We start from the raw sequence: 22,640 nt of genomic DNA on the forward strand, positions 1-22,640 counted from the left end.
GAGGCGGCGTGCCTCACTCCCACTCAATTGTGCCCGGAGGCTTCGACGTGATGTCGTAAGTGCAGCGGTTGATGCCTTTGACTTCGTTGATGATCCGGGTGGCGGTTTCGCCGAGGAACTCGTGGGTAAACGGGTAGTAATCCGCTGTCATGCCGTCAACGGAGGTCACCGCGCGCAGGGCGCAGGCGTAGTCGTAGGTGCGGCCGTCGCCCATCACGCCAACGGTGCGCACAGGCAGGATGGCCACGAAGGCCTGCCAGATCTCGTCATAGAGACCGTACTTGCGGATCTGGTCGATATAGACTGCATCGGCTTCGCGCAGGATGTCGAGTTTCTCGCGGGTGATCTCGCCGGGGCAGCGGATGGCAAGCCCCGGCCCCGGGAAGGGGTGGCGGCCAATGAAGCTTTGCGGCAGGCCAAGTTCGCGGCCCAGTGCGCGGACTTCATCCTTGAAGAGCTCGCGCAGCGGCTCCACCAGTTTGAGGCCCATTTTCTCTGGCAGGCCGCCCACATTGTGGTGGCTCTTGATGGTCACAGAAGGACCGCCGGAGAAGCTGACGCTTTCGATCACGTCTGGATAGAGCGTGCCCTGAGCCAGGAACTCGGCGCCGTCGATGGTGTCGGCGTGTTTCTGGAACACGTCGATGAAGAGCTTGCCGATGATCTTGCGCTTGGTTTCCGGTTCAGACTGGCCGTCCAGTTCGCCCAGGAAGAGCTCCTGCTCGTCGGCATGGATGAGCTGCATGTTGTAGTTGTCACGGAACATGGTGACAACTTCCTCGGCCTCGCCTTTGCGCAGCAGGCCGTGGTCGACAAACACACAGGTGAGTTGATCGCCGATGGCTTCATGAATGAGCACGGCGGCCACCGAGCTGTCCACACCGCCGGAGAGACCACAGATGACTTTCTTATCGCCAACCTGCGCGCGGATCGCCTCAACCATTTGTTCGCGGTAGGCGCCCATGGTCCAGTCGCCGGAGAAGCCCGCGATTTTCACGAAGTTCTCATAGAGTTTCGCGCCATTGGGGGTGTGGTGCACTTCTGGGTGGAATTGCACCGCATAGAAATGGCGAGAGGTGTCCGCAGTGATCGCAAAAGGCGCGTTGGGCGAGGTGCCATAGACCTCAAAGCCCGGAGCAATTTCGCTCACGTGGTCGCCGTGGCTCATCCAGACCTGCTCGTCGCCCTCGGCAAACCAGCCATCCAGAATGTCGAGCTTGTTTTGCGGGGTCACATAGGCGCGGCCAAACTCGGCGGTGCCATGGCCGCTTTCCACTTTGCCGCCCAGCTGGGTCATCATGGTCTGCTGACCGTAGCAGATGCCAAGGATCGGCACGCCATAGTCAAAGATCTCTTGCGGCGCGCGGGGCGAGCCTTCGCGGGTCACGCTGTCAGGGCCACCGGAGAAGATCACGGCCTTGGGCGCAAAGCTGCGCACGAAGTCCATATCGACGTTCTGGTAGGGATGGATTTCGCAATAGACATTGAGCTCGCGCAGGCGGCGGGCGATCAGCTGTGTCACCTGGCTGCCGAAGTCAATAATGAGGAGGCGGTCATGAGAAATATCGGACATGTGCGCCGCATAGGCTATGGCGGCGTTTCGCGCAAGTCCCTGTGCGCGTTGTCGCGCAGCCGGAGGGCCAGGGGCTGCGTGTTTTTTGCATCTGACTGCCCGTCTTTTGGCTTGCGTTGCGCCTCCGCCTCGTGCTTCAACTCGGAAAAACGTATATTGAAGGTATATACATGAACGAGCTGATTGATGCTGGGCTGTTTGATGCCGCGCTGTTTGATGGCACCTTGCGTGTGGCCGCGCTGAACCTTGCGCTGGCGGTCTTCTGTGGGGCGCTGATCGGATCGGAGCGTCAGGTGCGCCAGCGTATGGCGGGTTTGCGCACCAATGCGTTGGTGGCGCTGGGGGCGGCGAGCTATGTGGTGTTTTCATCGCTCTTTCCTGATGAGGTGAGCCCGACCCGTGTCGCGGCGCAGGTTGTCTCTGGCATCGGTTTTCTCGGGGCGGGCATCATTTTTCGCCAAGGTTTCACGGTGCATGGCCTCAACACGGCCGCGACGCTTTGGTGTTCGGCTGCTGTTGGGCTGATGGCGGGGGCAGGGGCTCCGGCCTTTGCGGCACTGGCGACGGGGCTGGTGGTTTTTGTGAACCTCGGCCTGCGCCCATTGGTGAAATGGTTGAAACGCAAGACCCGCGCGGGGGTGCCGCTCAATCAGGAATATGAGGTGCAGATCCAGTATGCCGCCCAGAATGACCAGCATGTGCGGGCCTTAGCACTGAAGGCGCTGACCCAGATGGGGGTGATCGTCACGGAAATGGCACGCAGTGACAGCGGCGGGGAGACCGCTGTGCTGGATGTGCTGTTGACCATCGAGGAACGCAGCAATGCGGAGGTCAGCACATTGCTGCGTCCGTTGATGCTGGATGAGCGGATCACAAAAGTGGCCTGGGAAGCGGGTGATGGAAATTAGGTCCAGTTGACTGGACACAGCTATCACCGGTTTCAGTCTAAACTTGTAGGCTCTCGAACGTCGCCCCAAAAGTCTGAATCGTGCCGTTTCAATCATTCTTGAGGAGGCGCAGCCGACCAGCCCCCGACCCTCCCCACGGGAGGGGGCTTCACCCCCACCCAGGGCCGGGGGCTGGCCTATGTGAATGACTTCAGGCGTTACCGATCTTGCTTCTGACGGATCATGATTTGCCCTCATGGCCAACCAGATCGATACGGTTCCATCAGCTTGTCAGCGGAGAAAACTGACACGCACCGGTTTGGGTTGGCTTGTGTCAATAGAGCTCAGGCTCTGTTGAGTTGTTCGGCTTGCACCGTGGAACGAGTGGGCAAATTCGGGGCATCATGTCGCATTTTTGCGTCAAAGGCCGTTAATCAGCCGCTTGTGGGGGCGGGCACGGGCTACAAAAATGGAGACAGACCAAAAGCCTGTGAGGATGAGACATGGCAGAAGCAGCGACACGGCGGCGTGGACGTGGGGGCGGCGGAGCCGCACGGCGCGCAGAGCGTACCGGCGTAAAAATCGAAACCGCAAAGTTCATTGAGCGCAATATTCCGCTGTTTGAAGTGCTGAATGAAGAAGCGCTTCAGATCATTGAAACCAATGCTGACATCCTTCTGGAAGAAGTGGGCGTTAACTTTGTGAACAACAAAGCGGCGCTGGACATCTGGAAAGAAGCAGGCGCGGATGTGGATTACGACGCCGAGCGCGTGCGCATTCCACGCGGCATGGCGCGCGAGCTGTGCAAGACTGCGCCGTCCCGCATCACCCAGCACGCCCGTAACCCTGAGCGTAATGTTGAAATCGGTGGCAACACGCTGGTGTGTGCGCCAGTTTACGGCCCTCCCTTCGTGCGTGACGCAGAAGGTGGCCGTCGCTATGCAACCATGGCGGATTTTGAGAAATTCGTGAAGCTGGGCTATATGTCCAAGTGGCTGCACCACTCCGGCGGCACCGTATGTGAGCCGACCGATGTGGCGGTGAACAAGCGTCACCTCGACATGCTACTGGCGCATATGACCCTGAGCGACAAGCCGTTCATGGGCTCTGTGACCGAGCCAAGCCGGGCGCAGGACAGCGTTGAAATGTGCGAAATCCTCTTTGGTAAGGAATTCGTGCAGGAAAACACCGTGATGACCTCGCTCATCAACATCAACTCCCCGATGACGTTTGACGACATCATGATGGGCGCGCTGGAAGTTTACGCAAAGAACAACCAGGCCTGCATCATTTCGCCGTTCATCGTGGGTGGTGCGATGGCACCTGTAAGCGTGGTTGGCACGCTGACGCAGGTTCTGGCCGAAGTGATGGCCGGTATCGCGTTCAGCCAGCTGATCCGCAAAGGGGCGCCGGTGATCTTTGGGGCCTTCGTGACCTCGATCGACATGAACTCCGGTGCGCCGACCTTTGGTACGCCTGAAGCCAGCCAGATCCTCTCTGGCGCGGGCCAGCTTGCCCGTCGTCTGGGTCTGCCGTTCCGCTCCGGTGGTGGTCTCTGTGGCTCCAAACTGCCTGACGCGCAGGCGGCATATGAGACCGCACACACCCACAATGCGGCGCTGACCGGTGGTGTGAACTTCATGCTGCACAGCTGTGGCTGGCTGGAAGGTGGTCTGGTGTCGAGCTTTGAGAAGTTCGTGATGGACGCAGACCAGCTCGGCACCCTGCACAAGATGGCTGAAGGCGTGGCTTATGACGAGAACGCCCAAGCCATGGACGCGGTGCGCGAAGTGGGGCCGGGTGGTCACTATCTTGGCTGTGCCCACACGCAGGCAAACTTCAAAACCGCTTTCTGGCGCTCTGAACTGCTGGACTACAAGCCGTTTGAAACCTGGGCGGATGAAGGGTCGCGCGACACCCAAGCGCTGGCCTCGGCACGTGTGGAAGAGCTGCTGGCGGCCTATCAGCAACCGGCGCTTGATCCAGAGATCGAAGCCAAGCTGCGCGCCTATGTGGCCGAGAAGAAAGCCTCCATGCCGGACGCTTTTGTCTAAGATGTGTTAATTTTGGCGGGAGGCCTGCAACAGCTGGGCCTCCCCCATCATGGCGATCAGCAGGTCGACATGCTCGATCAGGGAATAGGACGCGGCGCCGGTTTTCCTGGCTTCATTCAGGGCGCTTTCCAGCGCGATCAGGCGGGTCAGAGCCTCGCTGTGACGCGGATGCTCCCCACTTCCAAACAATCGTCTAAGATGTTGGTCTCGCACGTATTCTGTGCATCCGGCCCGTGCGGCACGGATCAAAAGACGTGGGCGGCGCAGCTCTGACAGCCGGCGTAAAACATCCTGCATAGAATCAACCTTTCTCTGTGAACGACGGCAGCAGATCACACCCTTTTCGAGTGTTGCGCGTGTTGGGAAACAGCGTGCGGGCGCGCATGTTGTCGTTCACGATTTGGAAACAATCCTAGCCAAGGGACGGTCGTCCAGTGCGACCTGCACGGCGTACTCAGGCTGTGTAAAACTGTTGGATAAGGCCGTGGATAACAACGGCAGGCAGTGTGACGTAAGTGACTTGGTAAGGAGAGGAAGAATGCCGAAAGATCAATTGATCCCCGAATTTCCGGATTGGGTGCCCAACAGTGTGGCGCGCTATGTGGCGCATACGGAACAGGGGGTCTCTATTCGGGCGCTGGCACGGCGGGATGGCTGCCATGCGTCCACCGTGCTGCGGCAGATCCGCAAACTGGAGACCATGCGGGAGGATCCGCTGGTGGACGCGGCCTTGGCGCGGCTGCGTGACGATCAGAAAAGCGGGATCGCCTCGCCCTTGCTGGCAGCGGATGCAGATGGGCAGGATCTGCCTGAGGAGGCGGTTCTGCGGCGCGAAGGGATGCGGGTGCTGCGGCGGTTGTGTGAAACCGGAGCGGTGCTGGCGGTGGCCAGTGACATGGAGAACGCTGTGGTGGTGCGTGACGGGGGCACGCGCACGGCGGTTGTCACGCGCCAGATCGCGCAGGCCATGGCGCTGAAAGACTGGATCTGCGCCACGCAGGTTGGGCGCATATCGCGCTATGCCATCACTCCAGCTGGGCGGGCGGCTCTTCGGGAGATGCTGGCCGAAGCAGAAAACTCGGCACAGGGGTTTTTAGAGGCGCAGAGCGCCTTTGAGGGCGGTCTGTCGCGGTTTGGATCACGGCGCATTCACCATGGCGGGCGGGCGCGGCAGGTGCGGTTCAACCTCACGGAAAGCCCGCTGACCGCGCTGGCGCGGCGGCGCGGCAAGGACGGGGCGCGGTTTTTAAGCGAGGATCTGGTGGCGGCTGGGGAGCGGCTGCGGGAGGATTTTGAACTGGCGCAGATGGGGCCACGGGCGGGGCAGAATTGGGAACGGTTTTTGAGCGGGCCGAGAGGGGCCAGCTATCAGCCGGACGGGGATGCGGGGCACGGATCAGAGATCGCGCGCCAGCGTGTGGTGGAGGCGCTGGGGGATTTGGGTGTCGGGCTGGGCGATATCGCGCTGCGCTGCTGCTGTTATCTGGAAGGGTTGGAGGCTGCGGAGAAGCGATTGGGCTGGTCGGCCCGATCCGGCAAGATTGTGTTGCGGATTGCCCTGATGCGGCTCAGGGATTTCTATCAGGCCCACAAAGGCGGCGCGGGCGACTACATCGGCTAGCTGGTCGGGGAGAGGCGCGGCAAGAGAGCGGCAAAAGAAAAGGGTCGGCGCGCCTGGCACCGACCCTCTGATTTGCCTCTGGCAAAGCGTTTACGCGGCAGTTTCCACGTTGGCTGCTTCCAGATACTTCAGCAGGTTTTCCGGGGCGCTCTCGCCATACGGGTCTTCGCCGTGGTTGTCTTCGAGACCTGGCTCTTCAAACCATGCTTCAACAACACCGTTGTTGATGATGGCAGCGTAGCGCCAGGAGCGCAGGCCGAAGCCGAGGTTGTCTTTGCGCACCAGCATGCCAACTTTGCGGGTGAATTCGCCGGAACCGTCAGGGATCACGTCGACGTTTTTCACGCCCTGAGCTTCGGCCCATTTGTTCATCACAAAGCTGTCGTTGACGGACATGCAGTAGATGTTGTCGATGCCGAGTTCCTGGAATTTGGCGAAGTTCTCTTCAAAACCAGGCAGTTGGTAGGTGGAGCAGGTCGGGGTGAACGCACCGGGAAGGGAGAACAGGATGACGCGCTTGCCTTTGAAGTAGTCATCGCTGGACATGTCCTGCCAGCGGAACGGGTTTGGGCCACCTACGGCTTCGTCACGCACGCGGGTTTTAAAGACAACATTGGGGACTTTTACGCCAACTTGCATCGTTGTTTTCCTTAACAGAAGTTTGATTTTCCGTGATCTATAATGATTCCAAATTGGGGTGCAATGCTGCAGTTGCGTAAGAGTCTATTGTTCTCCGAAATTAACCAAATAGTTGTGTATTCCGGCGTCAAATGCATAGCTGTCATGCACTTCTGGTAGTGGCTGCCAGATTGACGTATGTTACATTCTGCAAACCCAGACGGTCGGGAGGACCCAGAATTGCGTGATCTGAAGCTGCCAGAGCAGCGCCACCCTGAGAAGGCGCACCGCAAGGACAATGCTCAGCCCAAAAAGCCCAAGTGGATTCGTGTGAAGGCGCCAACCGGCGAAGGCTATAACGCGACCAAGAAGATCATGCGGGAGAACAAGCTTGTCACCGTGTGTGAGGAAGCGGGTTGCCCGAATGCCGGGGAATGTTGGAGCCAGGGCCACGCCACCATGATGATCATGGGCGAGATCTGTACCCGCGGCTGTACCTTCTGCAACATTGCGACCGGCAAGCCTGACGGGCTGGATGCTTTTGAGCCGGGCCGTGTGGCCATGGCGGTGCAGAAGCTGGGGCTGAACCACGTGGTGATCACCTCGGTGGACCGCGATGATCTGGATGACGGCGGGGCGGAGCATTTTGCCCAGACCATCCGCGCGGTGCGGCATCGCTCGCCCAAGACCACCATTGAAATTCTGACGCCGGACTTCCTGAAAGCCAAGCCGGGCGCGTTGGAAACCGTCGTGGAAGCCAAGCCTGACGTGTTCAACCACAATCTGGAAACCGTTCCGGGGCTCTATCTGGAGGTGCGTCCGGGCGCGCGTTATTTCCACTCCCTGCGCCTGTTGCAGCGGGTGAAAGAGTTCGATCCGTCGATCTTCACCAAATCCGGCATCATGGTCGGGCTGGGGGAGAAGGAGCCTGAGGTCAAACAGGTGATGGATGACATGCGCGCCGCGGATGTCGATTTCCTGACCATTGGCCAGTATCTGCAGCCAACGCCCAAGCACCACGGTGTGGACCGCTTTGTGACGCCTGAGGAGTTTGCGAGCTATGAGAAAGCCGCTTATGGCAAAGGCTTCCTGATGGTTTCGGCCACGCCGCTGACTCGCTCGTCTTACCACGCGGGGGATGATTTTGCCCGCCTGCGCGATGCGCGTGAGGCGCAGCTGGCCAAAGGCTGAACGCTGGTAAGCAAGGGAGAGGGGGCTTTGCCCCCATCGCGTCAGAGCCGCGATTCCCCCAAGGATATTTAGGGCAAGAGGAAAGGCGCCGCGATCAATCGGGCGCCTTTTGTTGTTGTCGAAGGTGTTATTGCGGGAGGTGGATGTTGAAGCGGGCGCGGATGGCCTGATCCAGCTCCGGGTCAAACCGTGCGGAAGCGGTGGTGGCGAGAATTTCCTCTTTGCGCTTACGGGCGGTTTCTATCAGGTCCGGTTTGCCCACCTCAGCCCATTCTTTGGGTGAGGTCCGGTCGCCAAAAGTCGGATACACATGGTCTTTCTGCATGCGCGACAGGGTGGCGTCTGTGCCCAGATAATGGCCGGGCCCGCCAAGGCAGACTTCGCGGATTTGCTCCAGCGCGAGGGTTTCCTCATCGACCTCAATGCCCCGCACACAGCGCAGGGCCTGACCGATGAGATCATCGCCCAGGATCAGGCTTTCATGGCAGAAACCCAAAAGCGAGGCGTGCATGCCCGCCGCCTCATAGACCATATTGAGGCCGGAGAGACCGGCCATGACATTGGAGCACATCTGTTCCCAGCCCGCCTGCATGTCCGGCAGTTTGGAATCGCTGGCCCCGGCCGCCGCGCCGCCGGGCAGGCCGTAGAATTTGTGCATCTGAGCGCAGCCTGCTGAGAGCAGGGCCTGCTCGCCGGAGCCAACCGTCATGGCGCCGCTGCGCAGATCAAGGCCAAAGGGCCATGTGCCAAAGATGGCTGGGTGGCCGGGGGCGAGGGCGTTCACATAGACGATGCCCGCCAGACATTCCGCCGTGGCTTGCACAATTGCGCCGGCAACCGTTGAAGGCGCGGTGGCCCCTGCCATGCCGGCAGAGAGCAGCAGCACCGGCATGCCGCCGCGAATGCAGGCTTCCATGACCTCGCAGCTTTCGGTGGCGAACTTCATCGGCGGCACCACAAAGCAGTTGGTGTTGCTGACAAAGGGGCGCGCGCGCCAGGCGTCTTCGCCACCTGCGATCATGTGCAGAAGCTCCAGCGCGTCGGCGACATAGTCCGGCTCGGTAAAGTTGACACCGATGTGTTTCTTGGTGCCCGCACAGCAGGCGTAGATGGTGTTGTAATCCAGCTCGCGGTTGTCGGTCACGTCACGCGCCACCATGGGGCGTTGCAGGAAGTGGATGTTTTCCAGCTGATCGGCGATGCGGGCGGCGTCGTGCAGGTCCTGCAGGGTGCTGTCGCGGTACTCTTTGCCGTCAATATCGACCATATGCACGGCGGCACCGGCGGTGCCAAAATGCACGCGGTTGCCGGAAAGCTGGAGATCATATTGCGGGTCGCGGCCGCGCAAAGAGATGTCTTTACAGGCCTTTGCCGAGCATGTCTTCGACCAAGGCGCGGGGGAAGCGCAGGCGGCCGTCCTCGCCCAAAATCGCGCCTGCGGCGGTCATGATGTCGATGCCGACTTTGCGGGGCATCGGCGAGGCCGATCTGCTCAAGTGCATCCAGCGCGGTCTCGTGGATGCGCTGCATGTCGCGCTCAGAGAGTGGTTTGTACTGGCCGCCTTCCATACCGGGGCGGATGGGACGGATGTCTTGTGTCAGCGGAGCTGCGCGGGAAGCGCGACGGGCGGCGCGACCGCCGGACCGGCGGGGAGATGGTGCATTCATGTGTGGGTCTGTCCTGTAAGTGTTGTGAGAAAGTGTTTTCTGACAACGTCTTACGGGCGACCCCGTGCCGCGCGGCCGCGTTCGGCCCCGATGGTGCGGCTGACCAGTTTGATTTTGCTGCGCACGCCTTGCAATGGCTCCTCCCAATAGGAGGCAGTATGTCCTTGGCCAAGATCGTCGCGTCCCGTCCAAAAGCGTCTGTCGCGAACAGGCGTTTCACAATGGATTTAGCCCGGATTTCAGCGCGGTACCGGAGGCACGTTCCCTATGCGGGGACCTGCTCTGACAGCTTTTCGGCATGAGCCACGAGGGTGCGCAGCGCCGCTTCAAAGCGCGTATCTGTTACGGTCATGGCCACGCGGATATGGCCGTGGGCGGATTGGCCAAAGCTCTCGCCGGGCATGGTCGCGATGTGGTGGGTGTCTAGCAGCGAGTTGGCAAATTCTTCGCCGGACAGGCCCGTCGCGCGCACGTCCAGCATGATATACATCGCACCTTGAGCGGGGATCAGACCCACTGTGTTTTGCTCGCTAAGAATGGCTTTGGCCAATTCGCGGCGGCGTTTGAAAGGGGCGGAGACCTCTTCTTCCAAAGGCGCACCCTGGGCCAGAGCGAAGACGGCGGCGTCCTGAATGAAGCCGGGCACACCGTAGGTGGTGTGGGTTGCAAGATTGATCAGATGGGTGATGGCCTTTTCCGGGCCGACGATCCAGCCGATGCGGCTGCCGGTCATGGCGTGGCTCTTGGACATGGAGCCGACCACCAGCGTGCGCTCGGCCATGCCGGGCAGGGCGCGGGGGCTGATATGATCGCCTTCCCAGACCTGCGTGTCATAAACCTCATCTGAAATCAGCCAGAGGTCATGGGCGATGCAGACCTCTGCGATGCCTTCCAGCGTGTCGCGGCCGTAGACGGTGCCGGTGGGGTTGTTCGGGGTGTTGATCAGCAGGGACGCCGCCCCTTTGGCAGCCTCGGCAGCGATCTCCTCGGGGCGGGGTTTGAAGGCGTTGTCCGCGTGGGTGCGGATTGGCACCGGCACCGCACCGACGCCGCGGATGGTGCCGGGGTAGGTGGCATAATAGGGATCCACAAAGAGGGCGCGGTCTCCGGTGTTGCAGGCCGCGGTGTGGGCGGCAAAGAGCGCAGACTGGCCGCCCGGTGTGATCAGGATGTTTTTGTAGGTGGTGGGCACGCCGGTGCGCTCGGTCAGACGGGCCGCCACGGCCTCGCGCAGCTCCTGGGTGCCGGGCACCATGGCATAGCCGGTGTGGCCGCAACGCGCGGATTGATCCATAGCAGAGAGGATAATCGGGGCGGTGCGGATGTCATGTTCACCGATGGTGAGCTCGGTGACATTTACGCCCTCAGCCACCATGCGGCGGGCTTTGTAAAACACATCCCAACCGTCAGATCCGCCGCCGGTGATGCCTGTCAGACGTTCCGATAGTTTCATGTCGCGCTCCCCAAGTCGTTGTTGCGCCTGTGGTGGCTGATGGATGGGCGGGAAGTCAAATTCAATGTGGTGATGGGGGGCATTTCAGAACTCAGTGACCCGGGGTTGCGGCGATATGCGGCGGTGGAACTTCAGCAGGTGCGGATTGGGGCACTGGTTGGAAGGGGCGCTGCCCCTGCCACATCTATGATGTGGCTACCCCGGGATATTGGGGGAATGAGAAAGGCTGGCGCTAGAGGTCCGATGGGGTGTCGCCCATCAGGTAGCGCGGGCCGGTGCCGCGGGTGCGGGCGCGGTCTTCGGGGTTGTAGAGTTTGCAATTTGACAGGCTGAGGCAGCCGCAGCCGATGCAGCCGTCCAGCCGGTCGCGTAGGGCGGTCATCTGGGCAATGCGGTCATCCAGCGCGCGGCGGAACTGTTCGGAAATGGCCTGCCAGTCGGCTTTGGTAGGCGTACGGTTTTCCGGCAGTTTCGCGAGGGCGGTGCGGATTTCGGAGATCGAAAAGCCTAGCGATTGGGAGATCATCACAAAGGAGAGGCGCCGGATGTCGGCGCGCTCATAGCGACGCTGGCCACTCTCTGTGCGGTGGGGAAAGACGATGCCCTGCTCCTCATAGAAGCGGATGGCAGAGGGAGCGAGGCCGGTGCGCTCGGCGATTTGACCGATGGTCAAACCGGTGGGACGGAGGCGAACGGGGCGCGGTGTTTTCATTGGATCATTGTTTTTAAATGAAAAAAACTTCTTGAGTTCAAGTTAACTTGAAGAATTAGCCTGTGTCCATCGATGATTTTGAGGAAGGACCAGAGAGATGAAACTTGAGCATGTGAACCTGACAGTGCGTGACCCGAAGGCGACCGCGGCGATCCTGTGTGATGTGTTTGACTGGACTGTGCGCTGGGAAGGGGAGTCCATTCATGGGGGCTACAGCGTGCATGTCGGGGAGGCGGAAAGCTATCTCGCGCTCTACGCGCCGCCTGTGGACATTCAGAACGCGGAAAGCAGCTATTACCGGGCGGGTGGGCTGAACCATGTCGGGATCGTGGTGCGCGATCTCGACCTGATAGAGGCGCGGGTGAAGGCGGCAGGATTTGAGCCGGTCAACCACGCCGATTACGAGCCGGGAAAGCGGTTTTATTTCGATGGGCCGGATGAGATTGAATATGAGGTGGTGAGCTATGCCTGATACACGCGGAGTGGGCCCGGTGGGGCTGTTGTTGTGGTGTGGCGCGCTGTTGGGCGTTGGCTTTCCGCTGAGCAAGATTTCCTTTGCTGCGGGTGTGTCGCCGATGGTCTGGGCCTTGCTGGTGTCGATGGGCGCGAGCCTCAGCCTGTTGCCGGTGCTGGGTGTGCGGGGGCAGCTGTCGTGGCCCAAGGGGCGGATGCTGCGCTATGTGGTGATCTCGGGACTGGTGAGTTTTGCCGGGATCAATCTGATGATCTTTGGCCTGGTGCCCAAGCTTGGTGCGGGGCAGGTCGGGATGATGTTTGCCCTCTCTCCAGTGGCCACGCTGGCGCTGTCTGTGCTGTTTGGCATGAAGGCGCCGGGGCGGCTGGGGCTGTGGGGCATCGGATTTGGTCTGATCGGGGCGCTGTTGGTGGCCTTTGGGCGCGGCGGCGTGGAAGGCACGCTTTGGTGGTCGCTTGCCGGGCTGGCGATTCCCCTGATTTTGGCGGCGGGTAATGTCTATCGCACGCTGGATTGGCCTGAGGGGGCACATCCGATGGCGTTGGCGTTCTGGAGCCATGGGGTGGCGATTGTAGCGCTGTTGGCGGTGATGATCTGGCATAGTGATGGCGTGGACATTGGGAGCATCTCTGCGGTGCCTTGGGCCGCGACATTTCAGGTGGTTGCAGCGGCGCTGACCTTTCCGGCCTATTTCCGACTTCAAAAGCTGGGTGGACCGGTGTTGTTGAGCCAGATCGGCTATGTGGCGGCGGCTGTGGGGCTGGTGATTGGTGTGCTCTTGCTGGGCGAGCGCTACGGGCCGGTGAGCTGGATTGGCGCAGGGATCACGGCGGTGGGTATCGCACTCACGGTGCTGGCGCAGAGGGATCGGCCGTTGGGTATTTCGGTGCCGATGCCGCTTGGCCGGCGGACCCGCGCGCGGCTTGGAGCCTGTGCCGCGCCAGTGAGTGAGACATCCGCTCCGCGTATTAAGGTGCTGTAATATCGCATTAAAACGGAGATGGTCCGGGGCGCTGCGCTCCGGGCTGTTTCGCGCCTATGAGCGGCGCGCGGGCAGGCTTGCTTGCAGTTTCTTGGTCAGGCCGCTGCGCACGATGTCATAGGACACCAGAATGCGGTGGCGGAGCTCTTCGGGATCAGCCTCCAGCGGCAGGTGAATCCAGCTGCGGTGGAAATAGGGCGCTTTTACACCGATACCGGCATCCATCAGCATTTGCGCGGTTTCGATGCTGTCGGTTTTCACGGACACGCCGGTGTTCTGACTGCCGATACAGGCAAACATCTTGCCACCCACTTTCCACGCATCATGCCCGCCGCCAAAGGGATCAGACAGCTCAGCGCCCGGAAGGGCAGCGCAGATGGTGTTGACGGTGTCTCGGCTCATGCGCTGAGTTTGGGCGGAGGACGGCAGTGGGTCAACAGAGATTAGAGCGCTCTTGAGGGCAGAGGTCTCTTGACGGTCGGGGGCGCGCCGCCTAGGGTCGCCCCCATGAAAACCGCACGCACCATCATTATTTGCTGCTGCATTACCTGCTGACATCGTCACGCGGGCCGGTCTTCTATTTCAAAAATGAGAGAGAGTTGGTAAGCCCGCCACGCGAAACCCGTGTGCTGAGGAGCCACTTATGACTGAGATCCGAACCGAGATCACGCTGCACAACACTCTGAGCCGTAAGAAAGAGATTTTTACGCCAATCAAAGCGGATGATGTGCGGATGTATGTCTGTGGGCCGACGGTCTATGATCGCGCCCATATCGGCAATGCGCGGCCTGTGGTGGTGTTTGATGTGCTCTATCGCCTGCTGCGGGAGGTCTATGGCCCAGAGGCGGTGACCTATGTGCGCAATTTCACCGACGTGGATGACAAGATCAACGCACGGGCAGCCGAAAGCGGGCGGGCGATTGGCGAGATCACTGCGGAGACCACGCAATGGTATCTCGATGATATGGGCGCTCTGGGGGCGATGGAGCCCAACGAAATGCCGCGCGCCACGCAGTATATCGATCAGATGATCACCATGATTGAAAAGCTGATCGCGGATGGCTTTGCCTATGCCCATGACGGACATGTGCTGTTTCGGGTGCGCAAGTATGACGATTACGGCAAGCTTTCGGGCCGCTCGGTGGATGATATGATCGCAGGCGCGCGGGTTGAGGTGGCGAGCTACAAAGAAGATCCTATGGATTTTGTGCTCTGGAAGCCTTCCAGCGCAGATCTGCCCGGGTGGGACAGCCCTTGGGGCCTTGGGCGTCCGGGCTGGCACATTGAGTGCTCTGCCATGTCTTATGAAATTCTGGGGGCGTCTTTTGACATTCACGGGGGCGGCAATGATCTGATGTTCCCGCACCATGAGAATGAGATTGCCCAGAGCTGCTGTGCCAACAAGGGCGCGCCGATGGCGAATTACTGGCTGCACAATGAGATGCTGCAGGTGGAGGGCAAGAAGATGTCCAAGAGCCTTGGCAACTTCTTCACTGTGCGCGATCTGCTGGATGGGCATGACGGCAACCCCGGTGTGCCGGGGGAGGTGATCCGTTTCGTGTTCCTGTCGACCCATTATGGCAAGCCGATGGACTGGACCGCCAAGAAGGCGGCGGAGGCAGAGGCGACTTTGCGCAAGTGGCGGACGCTGACGGCGGATGTTGCGCCTGCTGCGGAGGTTCCCGCCGAGGTGCTGCAGCCTGTGGCGGATGATCTAAACACCGCAGGCGCGATTGCGGCTTTGCACCAGTTTGCCAGTGCTGGTGATGCGGCCAAACTCTTGGCGGGGGCGCAGTTCCTTGGGCTGTTGACCGCAGAGATGGGCGCCTGGGCGGAAGGTGTTGATCTGTCAGCCTATGAGACACTTCTGGCAGAGGCGCGGGCCAAGGCGATGGAGACCAAGGATTTCGCCGAGGTGGACCGGATCAAGACAGCGCTCACAGAGGCCGGTGTCGAGGTGCGCATGAGCAAGGCGGGTGTTGAATTGTTGCCTGCTGCTGGTTTTGATGCGGCCAAGCTGGAAGCCCTCTAAATGGGCGCAGGTCGGGCCTCAAACGGCCCGACTGAGATTATTGATACCAAGAAAAAGACGGGCCAGCGGGAGCGAGCAATGACGAAAGAACGCCTCTATCTCTATGACACCACGCTGCGGGACGGGCAGCAGACGCAGGGTGTGCAGTTTTCGACCGATGAAAAGGCGCAGATTGCGGCGGCGCTGGATGTGCTGGGCATTGATTACATCGAAGGCGGCTGGCCCGGGGCAAACCCCACCGACAGCGCGTTTTTTGAAACCAAACCCAAGCTCAAGGCGACCTTCACCGCCTTTGGCATGACCAAACGGGCGGGCATGTCGGCGGAGAATGACGATGTGCTGGCGGGTGTGCTGAACGCAGGCACAGAGGCGGTCTGTCTGGTCGGGAAGAGCCATGATTTCCACGTGACCAAGGCGCTGGGCATCACATTGGAAGAGAACACCGAGAACATCGCCAAATCCATGGCCCATATGGTGGCGCGGGGACGGGAAGCGCTGTTTGATGCGGAGCATTTCTTTGATGGCTATAAGGCCAACCCGGAATATGCGCTTGAGGCGGTGAAGGCGGCCTACGAGGCGGGGGCGCGCTGGGTGGTGTTGTGTGACACCAATGGCGGGGCCTTGCCGCGTGAGGTTTACGAGATCACCAAGGCGGTGATTGCGGCGGGTATTCCCGGCGATCATCTGGGCATCCACACCCATAATGACACCGAACACGCCGTGGCCAACTCGCTGGCAGCGGTGGATGCGGGTGCGCGGCAAATTCAAGGCACACTGAACGGGTTGGGCGAGCGCTGTGGCAACGCCAATCTGACCACGCTGATCCCGACATTGCTGCTGAAAGAGCCTTATGCCAGCCAGTTTGAGATTGGTGTGTCCAAGGAGGCTTTGACCGGGCTGACGCGCACCAGTCGGATGCTCGATGACATCCTCAACCGCGTGCCGATGCGGCAGTCGGCCTATGTGGGGGCCAGTGCCTTTGCCCATAAGGCCGGGCTGCATGCCAGCGCGATCCTGAAAGATCCCAGCACCTATGAGCATATTGATCCGGCTGTGGTCGGCAATGCGCGCATCATTCCCATGTCCAATCAGGCGGGGCAGAGCAATCTGCGCAAACGGCTGAGCGATGCGGGGCTGGATGTGGCCAAGGGCGATCCGGCGCTGGGCGACATTCTCAACCGGATCAAACAGGCCGAGGCCAAAGGTTACAGCTATGATACCGCGCAGGCGAGCTTTGAGCTTCTGGCGCGGGAGGCACTGGGGTTGGGGACGAGCTATTTTGACGTGGAGCGCTACCGCGTGATTTCTGAGCGCCGCCGCAATGCGCGCGGGGCGACGGTGGTGGAAAGCGAAGCGGTGGTGACCGTGCAGCTGCCCAATGGCGCCAAGACCACCAGCTATTTCAAAAACGATCACGCCGATGATCTGAGTGACGAGGGCCCGGTGAACGCGCTGTGGCAGGCGCTTAAGGCCGATCTTGGCCCGTATCAGGGTGTCATTGATGATGTGCGTCTGGTGGACTTCAAGGTGCGCATAACCAATGGCGGCACCGAGGCTGTGACCCGCGTGATCATAGACTTTGAGGATGACAAAGGGCGGCGCTGGGCCACGGTGGGGGTCTCTGCCAACATTGTGGATGCAAGCTTTGGCGCGCTTCTGGATGCGCTGAACTGGAAGCTTGCGCAGGACGGCACGCGGGTGGCGGTCTGATGCGGCAGCGCGCGCTGTTGAGCGCCGAGGGCCACCGGTGATGGCACCTGATGCGGCAGAGGATATCGCCGCCTGCGCCGCATTGGTGCAGAAGGCGGACCCTGATCGGTTTGCCGCAACCATGGCGGCCAAACCGGCGGCGCGGGAAAAGCTTTTGCCGATTTATGCGTTTAACGTCGAGGTGGCGCGCGCGCCCTGGGTGACGCAGGAGAGCATGATTGCGGAGATGCGCCTGCAATGGTGGCGCGACGCTTTGGAGGAAATCAAGGCGGGCGGGATGGTGCGCCGTCATGAGGTGGTCACGCCTCTGGCGCTGGTGCTCGATGGCGAGAGCGCAGCACTGCTGGATCAGCTGATCGAGGCGCGGCGCTGGGACATTTATCGCGATCCGTTTGAGGATGCTGCGCATTTTGAGCGCTATCTGGAGCAGACCTCTGGCGGGTTGATGCAGGTGGCGGCGCAGGCGCTTGGGACCTGTGCGCCAGAGGTGGCGCAGGACGTCGGCTATGCGCTGGGGCTGGCCAATTGGCTCAAGGCGATCCCGGCGCTGGAAGAGGCCAAACGTGTGCCGCTGGTGGATGGACGCCCGGAGGCCGTGGCGGCGCTGGCGGAAACAGGTCTGGTGCGGCTGAAACGAGCGCGGGCAGGCCGGAGGGCCGTGAGCGCGGCGGCGGGGCAGGCGTTCTTGGCGGCATGGCAGGCAGAGGCGATCTTGCGTCAGGCCGTGCGAGAGCCCGAGCGGGTGGCCGCAGGGGCGCTTGGCATGAGCGAATTTGGCAAACGTGCAGGCCTGATGTGGCGCGCCCTGTCGGGCCGCTGGTGAGGCAAGTCAGACGCGGCGCCTGATGGCGCAACGTCGATTTTGAGTATTTTTGGCAGAATGAAGATGGGACGCTCAGGCGGTCTCTTCCTGTGGGCGCAGCACCAGCCAGATCAAGGCGCCACCGGCCAGCATCAGGAAAGGCGCCATCGCGAGGTTGACGCTGGTCCAACCAGCAACAGCGCTGCCGCCGGAGCAGTTCATCAGACCGCCGGAGGCCAGTGAGGCCACGGTCACGCCGCCAAAGACGATGAAGTCGTTCATGCCCTGCATACGGCCGCGCTCGCTTGGCTCATGTGCGCCTGCCAGCATGGTGGTGGCCCCGATGAAGCCGAAGTTCCAGCCAAGGCCCAGCAGGATGAGCGCGACGAAGAAGTTCTCAAGTTCCACGCCCTGAAGCGCCACGGCACCGGCACCGGCGAGGATCAGCAGGCCAAGGGCGAGGATTTTCTCAACCCCGAAGCGTGCGATCAGGTGGCCGGTGAAGAAAGAGGGCGCAAACATCGCCAGCACGTGGGCGGTGACCACATCGGCGGCGTCGTTCTGTTCAAAGCCGCAGCCCACCACAGCGAGGGGCGTGGAGGTCATCACGAGGTTCATCAGCGCGTAAGAGACCATGGCGCAGATCACGGCCACCGCAATGCGGGGCGTGGTGATCAGCTCCCAGCGGCTGCGGCCTTTGGGAGCGTCCTCGGTCGGGGCTTCGGGTGTTGGGATGTCGATGAACAGAAAGAGCAGTGAGCCGACCACATTGAGGGCAATCACGCCGAAGTAGGTGCCCATGAAGGGCACGATCATCGCATCGGAGGTGACTTTGACCAGTTGCGGGCCGACAATCGCGGAGAGCAGGCCGCCTGCCATGACATAGGAAATGGCTTTGGGGCGGAAGGCATCAGAGGCAGTGTCAGCAGCGGCAAAACGGTAAAAACCCTGCGCGGACATATAGATGCCGGTCATAAAGGATCCCAGCAGGAACACCGGAAAGGAGCTGAGATAAAGCCCGTAAGCGCCAATCGCGCCACCCAGAGCGCCTCCGAGAGCGCCGAGCAGGAAGCCCACGCGGCGACCGTATTTCTGCATGATGTTGGAAATCGGAGTGGCCGAGAGCATGGAGCCCAGAACGATCAGCGAAATCGGCAGGGTCGCGAAACAGAGGTTGGAGGCAAGCGATTGCCCCGCAAGGCCGCCAATGGTGAAGATCATAGGCATCTGGGCGCCAAGGAAGGCCTGTGCCAGAACCAGAATGAATACGGTACGGCGGGCGCGGGTGTCGTCTACTACAGTGCTCATGCGCCAAGCGTTAGCTTGTTCACTAGCTCAGGTCCAGCGTTGCGACATCTTTAACGCATCACGATATGTGAATGTGTTTATCTGCAAGTGTGATTGCGCAGGAAACGGGTTGCGAATGTTACTGTGCCGGGTAGGCGGGCTGGCAGCGGTTTCAGGAGTTGAGTGGCGCGTGGTGTGCGCCTAAAGCTAAAGACGAGAAGAGGGAGGCGGGCGATGGCCGTGGGTCGGATTATCAAAACGGATGCCTGTGTGGCGGAAGGGGCCGCGTGGCTTGCAACGCAGGATGCGCGGTTTGAGCGCGCGCTGGCGCTGACCGGGGATTTGCCGCTGCGGCTGCGGCCGGATGGGTTTGACCAGCTCTTGAGTGCGATTGTCAGCCAACAGGTGAGCGTGGCTTCGGCGGCGGCGATCTGGGGGCGGATGCAGGAGGCGGGGCTGGTGACGCCTGAGGCCGTGATGGCTGCAAGCGAAGAGGATCTGAAGGCCGCGGGCCTTAGCCGCCAGAAGATGCGTTATGCGCGGGCTTTGGCGGCAGAGGGCATCGATTTTGACGCGCTGCGCGAGGCTCCAAATGAGATGGTGTTCAAGACCCTGACCAAAGTGAGCGGCATTGGCATCTGGACGGCGGAAATCTACGCGATGTTCTCGCTGGGCCGCGCAGATGTGTTTGCCCCCGGTGATCTGGCGCTACAGGAGAGCGCGCGGATGCTGTTCGATCTGCCCGAACGTCCCAAGGAGCGGGCGCTGCGGGAGATGGCGGAGGCGTGGTCTCCGTGGCGCAGCGTGGCGGCGCGGCTGCTGTGGGCGTATTACCGGGTGGATAAGGGCAGGGAAGGCGTGCGTTAGACCTCTTTGAGCGGCAACTCCGTCGGCAGCGGTATCTCCCGTGCACCGCCTTTGTTTTTCTTTCGGTACTTGCTTTGATAGGCACGCCTTTGTTTTGTGACTTCATAAAGCACAATCCCCGAACTCGTTCCCAAATTCAGACTCTCAATCATTCCAAACATCGGAATGGCCACGCACATGGAGCTTCGGCTAACCGCAAGGTCGCTTATTCCTTGGCTTTCGTTTCCGAACCAGACGGCCAGTTTATGGGGGGAGGTGTAATCTCCTTCGTGAAGATAAAGGCTCTTTTTGTCTTTGACGTGAGGCGATGTTGCAATTGACGTGAAACCGTTCTTTTCCAGATGGCTGAGACACTCTTCAGTGCTGGAAAAGCGTTTTGCGAAAGTCCATTTGATGGCCGAGACCGAAGATTTGGCGAGTGTTTTTTGTTCCCGCATGTCTTGCCAATTTTCAGGCAGGGCGTTGAAAGTGTCGACGATATAGAGCTTCTCGACCCCCATTGCATTCACGTTGCGAATGACCGTGCCGATATTGCGAATGTCGGTAGGGTTTTCGATCACGGCAATAAGGTTCTTGCACCGAAAGTCTTTGACCTCGTCTGCACGCAGGCGGGCCTTGGTTTTGGCTGTTTCGGATTTGATGTCTCGGGTCATTTTGGGAAACGCTTTTCTGTCGCGGCAACTATTCTCTGTGAAGACTACATTGTCTACGCGTAAGTGTACGCCATGCAAAAAGGGCGCCCCGAGGAGCGCCCTTTCGTTTCACTGTGCCGATACAGCTTAGCAGCTGTAGTACATGCCGAATTCGACTGGGTGCGGGGTGTGCTCGTAGTGCTCCACCTCTTCCATCTTCAGCTCGATGTAGCCTTCGATCTGGTCTTTGGTGAACACGTCGCCTGCCAGCAGGAAGTCGTGATCTGCAGTCAGTGCTTCGAGAGCTTCGCGCAGGGAGCCACATACGGTCGGGATGCCAGCCAGTTCTTCAGCAGGCAGATCGTAGAGGTTCTTGTCCATGGCTTCGCCTGGATCGATCTTGTTCTTGATGCCATCAAGGCCAGCCATCAGCAGCGCTGCGAAGCACAGGTATGGGTTGGCGGATGGATCCGGGAAGCGGGCTTCAACGCGCTTGGCTTTCGGGCTTTCGGTCCATGGGATACGGACACAGCCAGAGCGGTTGCGTGCGGAGTAGGCGCGCAGAACTGGTGCTTCAAAACCCGGGATCAGACGCTTGTAGGAGTTGGTCGATGGGTTGGTGAAGGCGTTCAGAGTTTTTGCGTGCTTCAGGATGCCGCCGATGAAGTACAGGGCTTCGTCAGACAGGTCCGCGTATTTGTCGCCTGCAAAGAGCGGCTTGCCGTCTTTCCAGATGGACATGTTCACGTGCATGCCGGTGCCGTTGTCGCCATAGATCGGCTTTGGCATGAAGGTGGCGGATTTGCCGTAGGACGCGGCCACATTGTGGATCACGTATTTGTACTTTTGCAGCTCGTCGGCTTGCTTGGTCAGGCTGTCAAAGATCAGGCCCAGCTCGTGCTGACAGGACGCCACTTCGTGGTGGTGCTTGTCAGTTTTCATGCCCAGACGCTTCATGGTGGAGAGCATCTCGGAGCGCAGGTCGTGGCTGTCGTCGGTTGGGTTTACCGGGAAGTAGCCGCCTTTGACGCCAGGGCGGTGGCCCATGTTGCCCATTTCGTATTCGGTGTCGGTGTTCCAGGAACCGTCGATCGCATCAACTTCGTAGGATACTTTGTTGATTTTGTTCTCAAAGCGAACGTCGTCGAACAGGAAGAATTCCGCTTCCGGGCCCATGTAAGCCACATCACCGATGCCGGAGGACTTCAGGTAAGCTTCTGCTTTTTCGGCGGTGCCGCGTGGGTCACGCTCGTAAGCTTCGCCAGTGTCTGGCTCAACGATGGAGCAGTGGATGCAGATGGTTTTCTCGGCATAGAACGGATCGACATACGCAGAGGTGGTGTCTGGGATCAGTTTCATGTCGGAGTTTTCGATGGATTTCCAGCCTGCGATGGAGGAGCCGTCGAACATGAAGCCTTCTTCGAGGAAGTCTTCGTCAACGAGATCCACGTCCACGGTCACGTGCTGCAGCTTGCCGCGTGTGTCGGTGAAACGGATGTCGACATAGGCCGCATCTTCGTCTTTGATCAGCTGGAGAACTGCGTCTGCGCTCATTCCCTTTGTCCTTCTGATTGCTTTAGAATTTAAGTGTGATTACAGCGCGTCCGGGCCGGACTCGCCGGTACGGATGCGAATGGCTTGCTCCACTGGGGAGACAAAGATCTTGCCGTCGCCGATCTTGTCGGTTTTGGCAGCGCCCACGATGGCCTCGATTGCGCCGTCCACCTGATCGGATTCAAGCACAACTTCGATTTTCACCTTGGGCAGAAAATCAACGACATATTCAGCGCCGCGATAGAGCTCTGTGTGACCCTTCTGGCGACCGAAGCCTTTGACTTCGACAACGCTCAGACCCTGGATGCCAAAATCCTGCAGTGCTTCTTTCACTTCATCAAGCTTGAACGGCTTGATGATGGCTTCGATCTTCTTCATGTGGAGGCTCCTCCTCAGGTGCGTTCTTGTCAGTTGACAGACCACTTTCGATTGGGGGTCACAATTGGATAGGGTAACACATTGTGAATGCGCCTATCGGAAACATGCTGTGTGATTAAAAAATAGGCAATAAGGCGCGCAAAT

Annotated in this window: 20 protein-coding genes and 1 pseudogene; 10 read left to right on the forward strand and 11 right to left on the reverse strand. The window is 60.1% G+C overall.

The window, feature by feature from the left end; all coding sequences use genetic code 11:
* Positions 1 to 13: 13 nt before the first annotated feature.
* The gene (gene guaA, locus ACO07T_RS12250) at positions 14 to 1,573 is read right to left on the reverse strand and encodes a glutamine-hydrolyzing GMP synthase (RefSeq protein ID WP_422049650.1); all 1,560 of its coding nucleotides are present in this window, start codon (positions 1,571 to 1,573) and stop codon (positions 14 to 16) included.
* Positions 1,574 to 1,743: 170 nt separating this feature from the next.
* Between guaA and ACO07T_RS12255 the strand changes: the two genes are divergently transcribed.
* Both ACO07T_RS12255 and ACO07T_RS12260 read left to right on the forward strand, forming a co-directional pair.
* Positions 1,744 to 2,481 carry an MgtC/SapB family protein gene (locus ACO07T_RS12255; RefSeq protein WP_422049651.1) on the forward strand — a complete coding sequence of 246 codons (738 nt, stop codon included), beginning with the start codon at positions 1,744 to 1,746 and terminating at the stop codon, positions 2,479 to 2,481.
* 482 nt (positions 2,482 to 2,963) lie between these two features.
* On the forward strand, positions 2,964 to 4,514 hold the full coding sequence (locus ACO07T_RS12260) for a trimethylamine methyltransferase family protein (protein WP_422049652.1): 1,551 nt from the start codon (positions 2,964 to 2,966) through the stop codon (positions 4,512 to 4,514).
* A 6-nt stretch (positions 4,515 to 4,520) separates the two neighbouring features.
* Here ACO07T_RS12260 and ACO07T_RS12265 read toward each other — a convergent pair whose 3' ends face one another.
* Positions 4,521 to 4,811, reverse strand: a complete 291-nt coding sequence (locus ACO07T_RS12265) for a DUF6477 family protein (RefSeq protein WP_209083542.1) — start codon at positions 4,809 to 4,811, stop codon at positions 4,521 to 4,523.
* 241 nt (positions 4,812 to 5,052) lie between these two features.
* On the opposite strand from ACO07T_RS12265, the gene ACO07T_RS12270 reads away from it, so the two are divergent.
* Positions 5,053 to 6,135: a DUF6456 domain-containing protein gene (locus ACO07T_RS12270; RefSeq protein WP_422049653.1), complete on the forward strand. Its 1,083-nt coding sequence runs from the start codon at positions 5,053 to 5,055 to the stop codon at positions 6,133 to 6,135.
* A 90-nt stretch (positions 6,136 to 6,225) separates the two neighbouring features.
* Here the strand turns inward: ACO07T_RS12270 and ACO07T_RS12275 are convergent, their stop codons facing one another.
* Positions 6,226 to 6,774 carry a peroxiredoxin gene (locus ACO07T_RS12275; RefSeq protein WP_209060457.1) on the reverse strand — a complete coding sequence of 183 codons (549 nt, stop codon included), beginning with the start codon at positions 6,772 to 6,774 and terminating at the stop codon, positions 6,226 to 6,228.
* Between the two features lie 219 nt (positions 6,775 to 6,993).
* Between ACO07T_RS12275 and lipA the strand changes: the two genes are divergently transcribed.
* Positions 6,994 to 7,944 carry a lipoyl synthase gene (gene lipA, locus ACO07T_RS12280; RefSeq protein ID WP_422049654.1) on the forward strand — a complete coding sequence of 317 codons (951 nt, stop codon included), beginning with the start codon at positions 6,994 to 6,996 and terminating at the stop codon, positions 7,942 to 7,944.
* A 127-nt stretch (positions 7,945 to 8,071) separates the two neighbouring features.
* On the opposite strand, the pseudogene ACO07T_RS12285 reads toward lipA, so the two are convergent.
* The 3 genes and pseudogenes from ACO07T_RS12285 to soxR all read right to left on the reverse strand — a co-directional run bounded on the left by ACO07T_RS12285 (position 8,072) and on the right by soxR (position 11,777).
* Positions 8,072 to 9,612, reverse strand: a pseudogene (locus ACO07T_RS12285) (trimethylamine methyltransferase family protein).
* A 265-nt stretch (positions 9,613 to 9,877) separates the two neighbouring features.
* On the reverse strand, positions 9,878 to 11,065 hold the full coding sequence (locus tag ACO07T_RS12290; protein WP_422049655.1) for a pyridoxal phosphate-dependent aminotransferase: 1,188 nt from the start codon (positions 11,063 to 11,065) through the stop codon (positions 9,878 to 9,880).
* A 232-nt stretch (positions 11,066 to 11,297) separates the two neighbouring features.
* Positions 11,298 to 11,777, reverse strand: a complete 480-nt coding sequence (gene soxR, locus ACO07T_RS12295) for a redox-sensitive transcriptional activator SoxR (protein ID WP_422049656.1) — start codon at positions 11,775 to 11,777, stop codon at positions 11,298 to 11,300.
* Positions 11,778 to 11,874: 97 nt separating this feature from the next.
* Between soxR and ACO07T_RS12300 the strand changes: the two genes are divergently transcribed.
* Positions 11,875 to 12,249, forward strand: coding sequence for a VOC family protein (locus tag ACO07T_RS12300; RefSeq protein WP_422049657.1), 375 nt, complete (start codon positions 11,875 to 11,877; stop codon positions 12,247 to 12,249).
* Positions 12,242 to 13,234, forward strand: coding sequence for a DMT family transporter (locus ACO07T_RS12305; protein WP_422049658.1), 993 nt, complete (start codon positions 12,242 to 12,244; stop codon positions 13,232 to 13,234). Before ACO07T_RS12300 ends, ACO07T_RS12305 begins: the two co-directional genes overlap by 8 nt.
* 54 nt (positions 13,235 to 13,288) lie before the next feature.
* Here the strand turns inward: ACO07T_RS12305 and ACO07T_RS12310 are convergent, their stop codons facing one another.
* Complete coding sequence (locus ACO07T_RS12310; RefSeq protein ID WP_422049659.1) at positions 13,289 to 13,636, reverse strand: MmcQ/YjbR family DNA-binding protein; 348 nt, start codon at positions 13,634 to 13,636, stop codon at positions 13,289 to 13,291.
* 241 nt (positions 13,637 to 13,877) lie between these two features.
* On the opposite strand from ACO07T_RS12310, the gene cysS reads away from it, so the two are divergent.
* The 3 genes from cysS to ACO07T_RS12325 all read left to right on the forward strand — a co-directional run bounded on the left by cysS (position 13,878) and on the right by ACO07T_RS12325 (position 17,799).
* Positions 13,878 to 15,266 (forward strand): cysteine--tRNA ligase, encoded by a 1,389-nt coding sequence (cysS, locus tag ACO07T_RS12315; RefSeq protein WP_422049660.1) that lies wholly within the window; start codon positions 13,878 to 13,880, stop codon positions 15,264 to 15,266.
* Between the two features lie 78 nt (positions 15,267 to 15,344).
* Positions 15,345 to 16,976, forward strand: coding sequence for a citramalate synthase (cimA, locus tag ACO07T_RS12320; RefSeq protein ID WP_422049661.1), 1,632 nt, complete (start codon positions 15,345 to 15,347; stop codon positions 16,974 to 16,976).
* Positions 16,977 to 17,016: 40 nt separating this feature from the next.
* Positions 17,017 to 17,799, forward strand: coding sequence for a squalene/phytoene synthase family protein (locus ACO07T_RS12325; RefSeq protein ID WP_422049662.1), 783 nt, complete (start codon positions 17,017 to 17,019; stop codon positions 17,797 to 17,799).
* 72 nt (positions 17,800 to 17,871) lie between these two features.
* Here the strand turns inward: ACO07T_RS12325 and ACO07T_RS12330 are convergent, their stop codons facing one another.
* Positions 17,872 to 19,086 carry an MFS transporter gene (locus ACO07T_RS12330; RefSeq protein ID WP_422049663.1) on the reverse strand — a complete coding sequence of 405 codons (1,215 nt, stop codon included), beginning with the start codon at positions 19,084 to 19,086 and terminating at the stop codon, positions 17,872 to 17,874.
* Between the two features lie 213 nt (positions 19,087 to 19,299).
* On the opposite strand from ACO07T_RS12330, the gene ACO07T_RS12335 reads away from it, so the two are divergent.
* Positions 19,300 to 19,932: a DNA-3-methyladenine glycosylase family protein gene (locus ACO07T_RS12335; RefSeq protein WP_422049664.1), complete on the forward strand. Its 633-nt coding sequence runs from the start codon at positions 19,300 to 19,302 to the stop codon at positions 19,930 to 19,932.
* Here the strand turns inward: ACO07T_RS12335 and ACO07T_RS12340 are convergent.
* The 3 genes from ACO07T_RS12340 to ACO07T_RS12350 all read right to left on the reverse strand — a co-directional run bounded on the left by ACO07T_RS12340 (position 19,929) and on the right by ACO07T_RS12350 (position 22,496).
* Entirely contained in the window at positions 19,929 to 20,585 is a 657-nt protein-coding gene (locus ACO07T_RS12340; protein WP_422049665.1) for a TrmH family RNA methyltransferase, read from the reverse strand. The two genes, ACO07T_RS12335 and ACO07T_RS12340, sit on opposite strands and share 4 nt — an antisense overlap.
* Positions 20,586 to 20,711: 126 nt before the next feature.
* Positions 20,712 to 22,118: a type I glutamate--ammonia ligase gene (glnA, locus tag ACO07T_RS12345; RefSeq protein WP_209060426.1), complete on the reverse strand. Its 1,407-nt coding sequence runs from the start codon at positions 22,116 to 22,118 to the stop codon at positions 20,712 to 20,714.
* 39 nt (positions 22,119 to 22,157) lie between these two features.
* Positions 22,158 to 22,496 carry a P-II family nitrogen regulator gene (locus ACO07T_RS12350; RefSeq protein WP_209078223.1) on the reverse strand — a complete coding sequence of 113 codons (339 nt, stop codon included), beginning with the start codon at positions 22,494 to 22,496 and terminating at the stop codon, positions 22,158 to 22,160.
* Between the last annotated feature and the right edge of the window lie 144 nt (positions 22,497 to 22,640).

The organism is Shimia sp. (assembly GCF_965227725.1).
GTDB lineage: Bacteria > Pseudomonadota > Alphaproteobacteria > Rhodobacterales > Rhodobacteraceae > Shimia.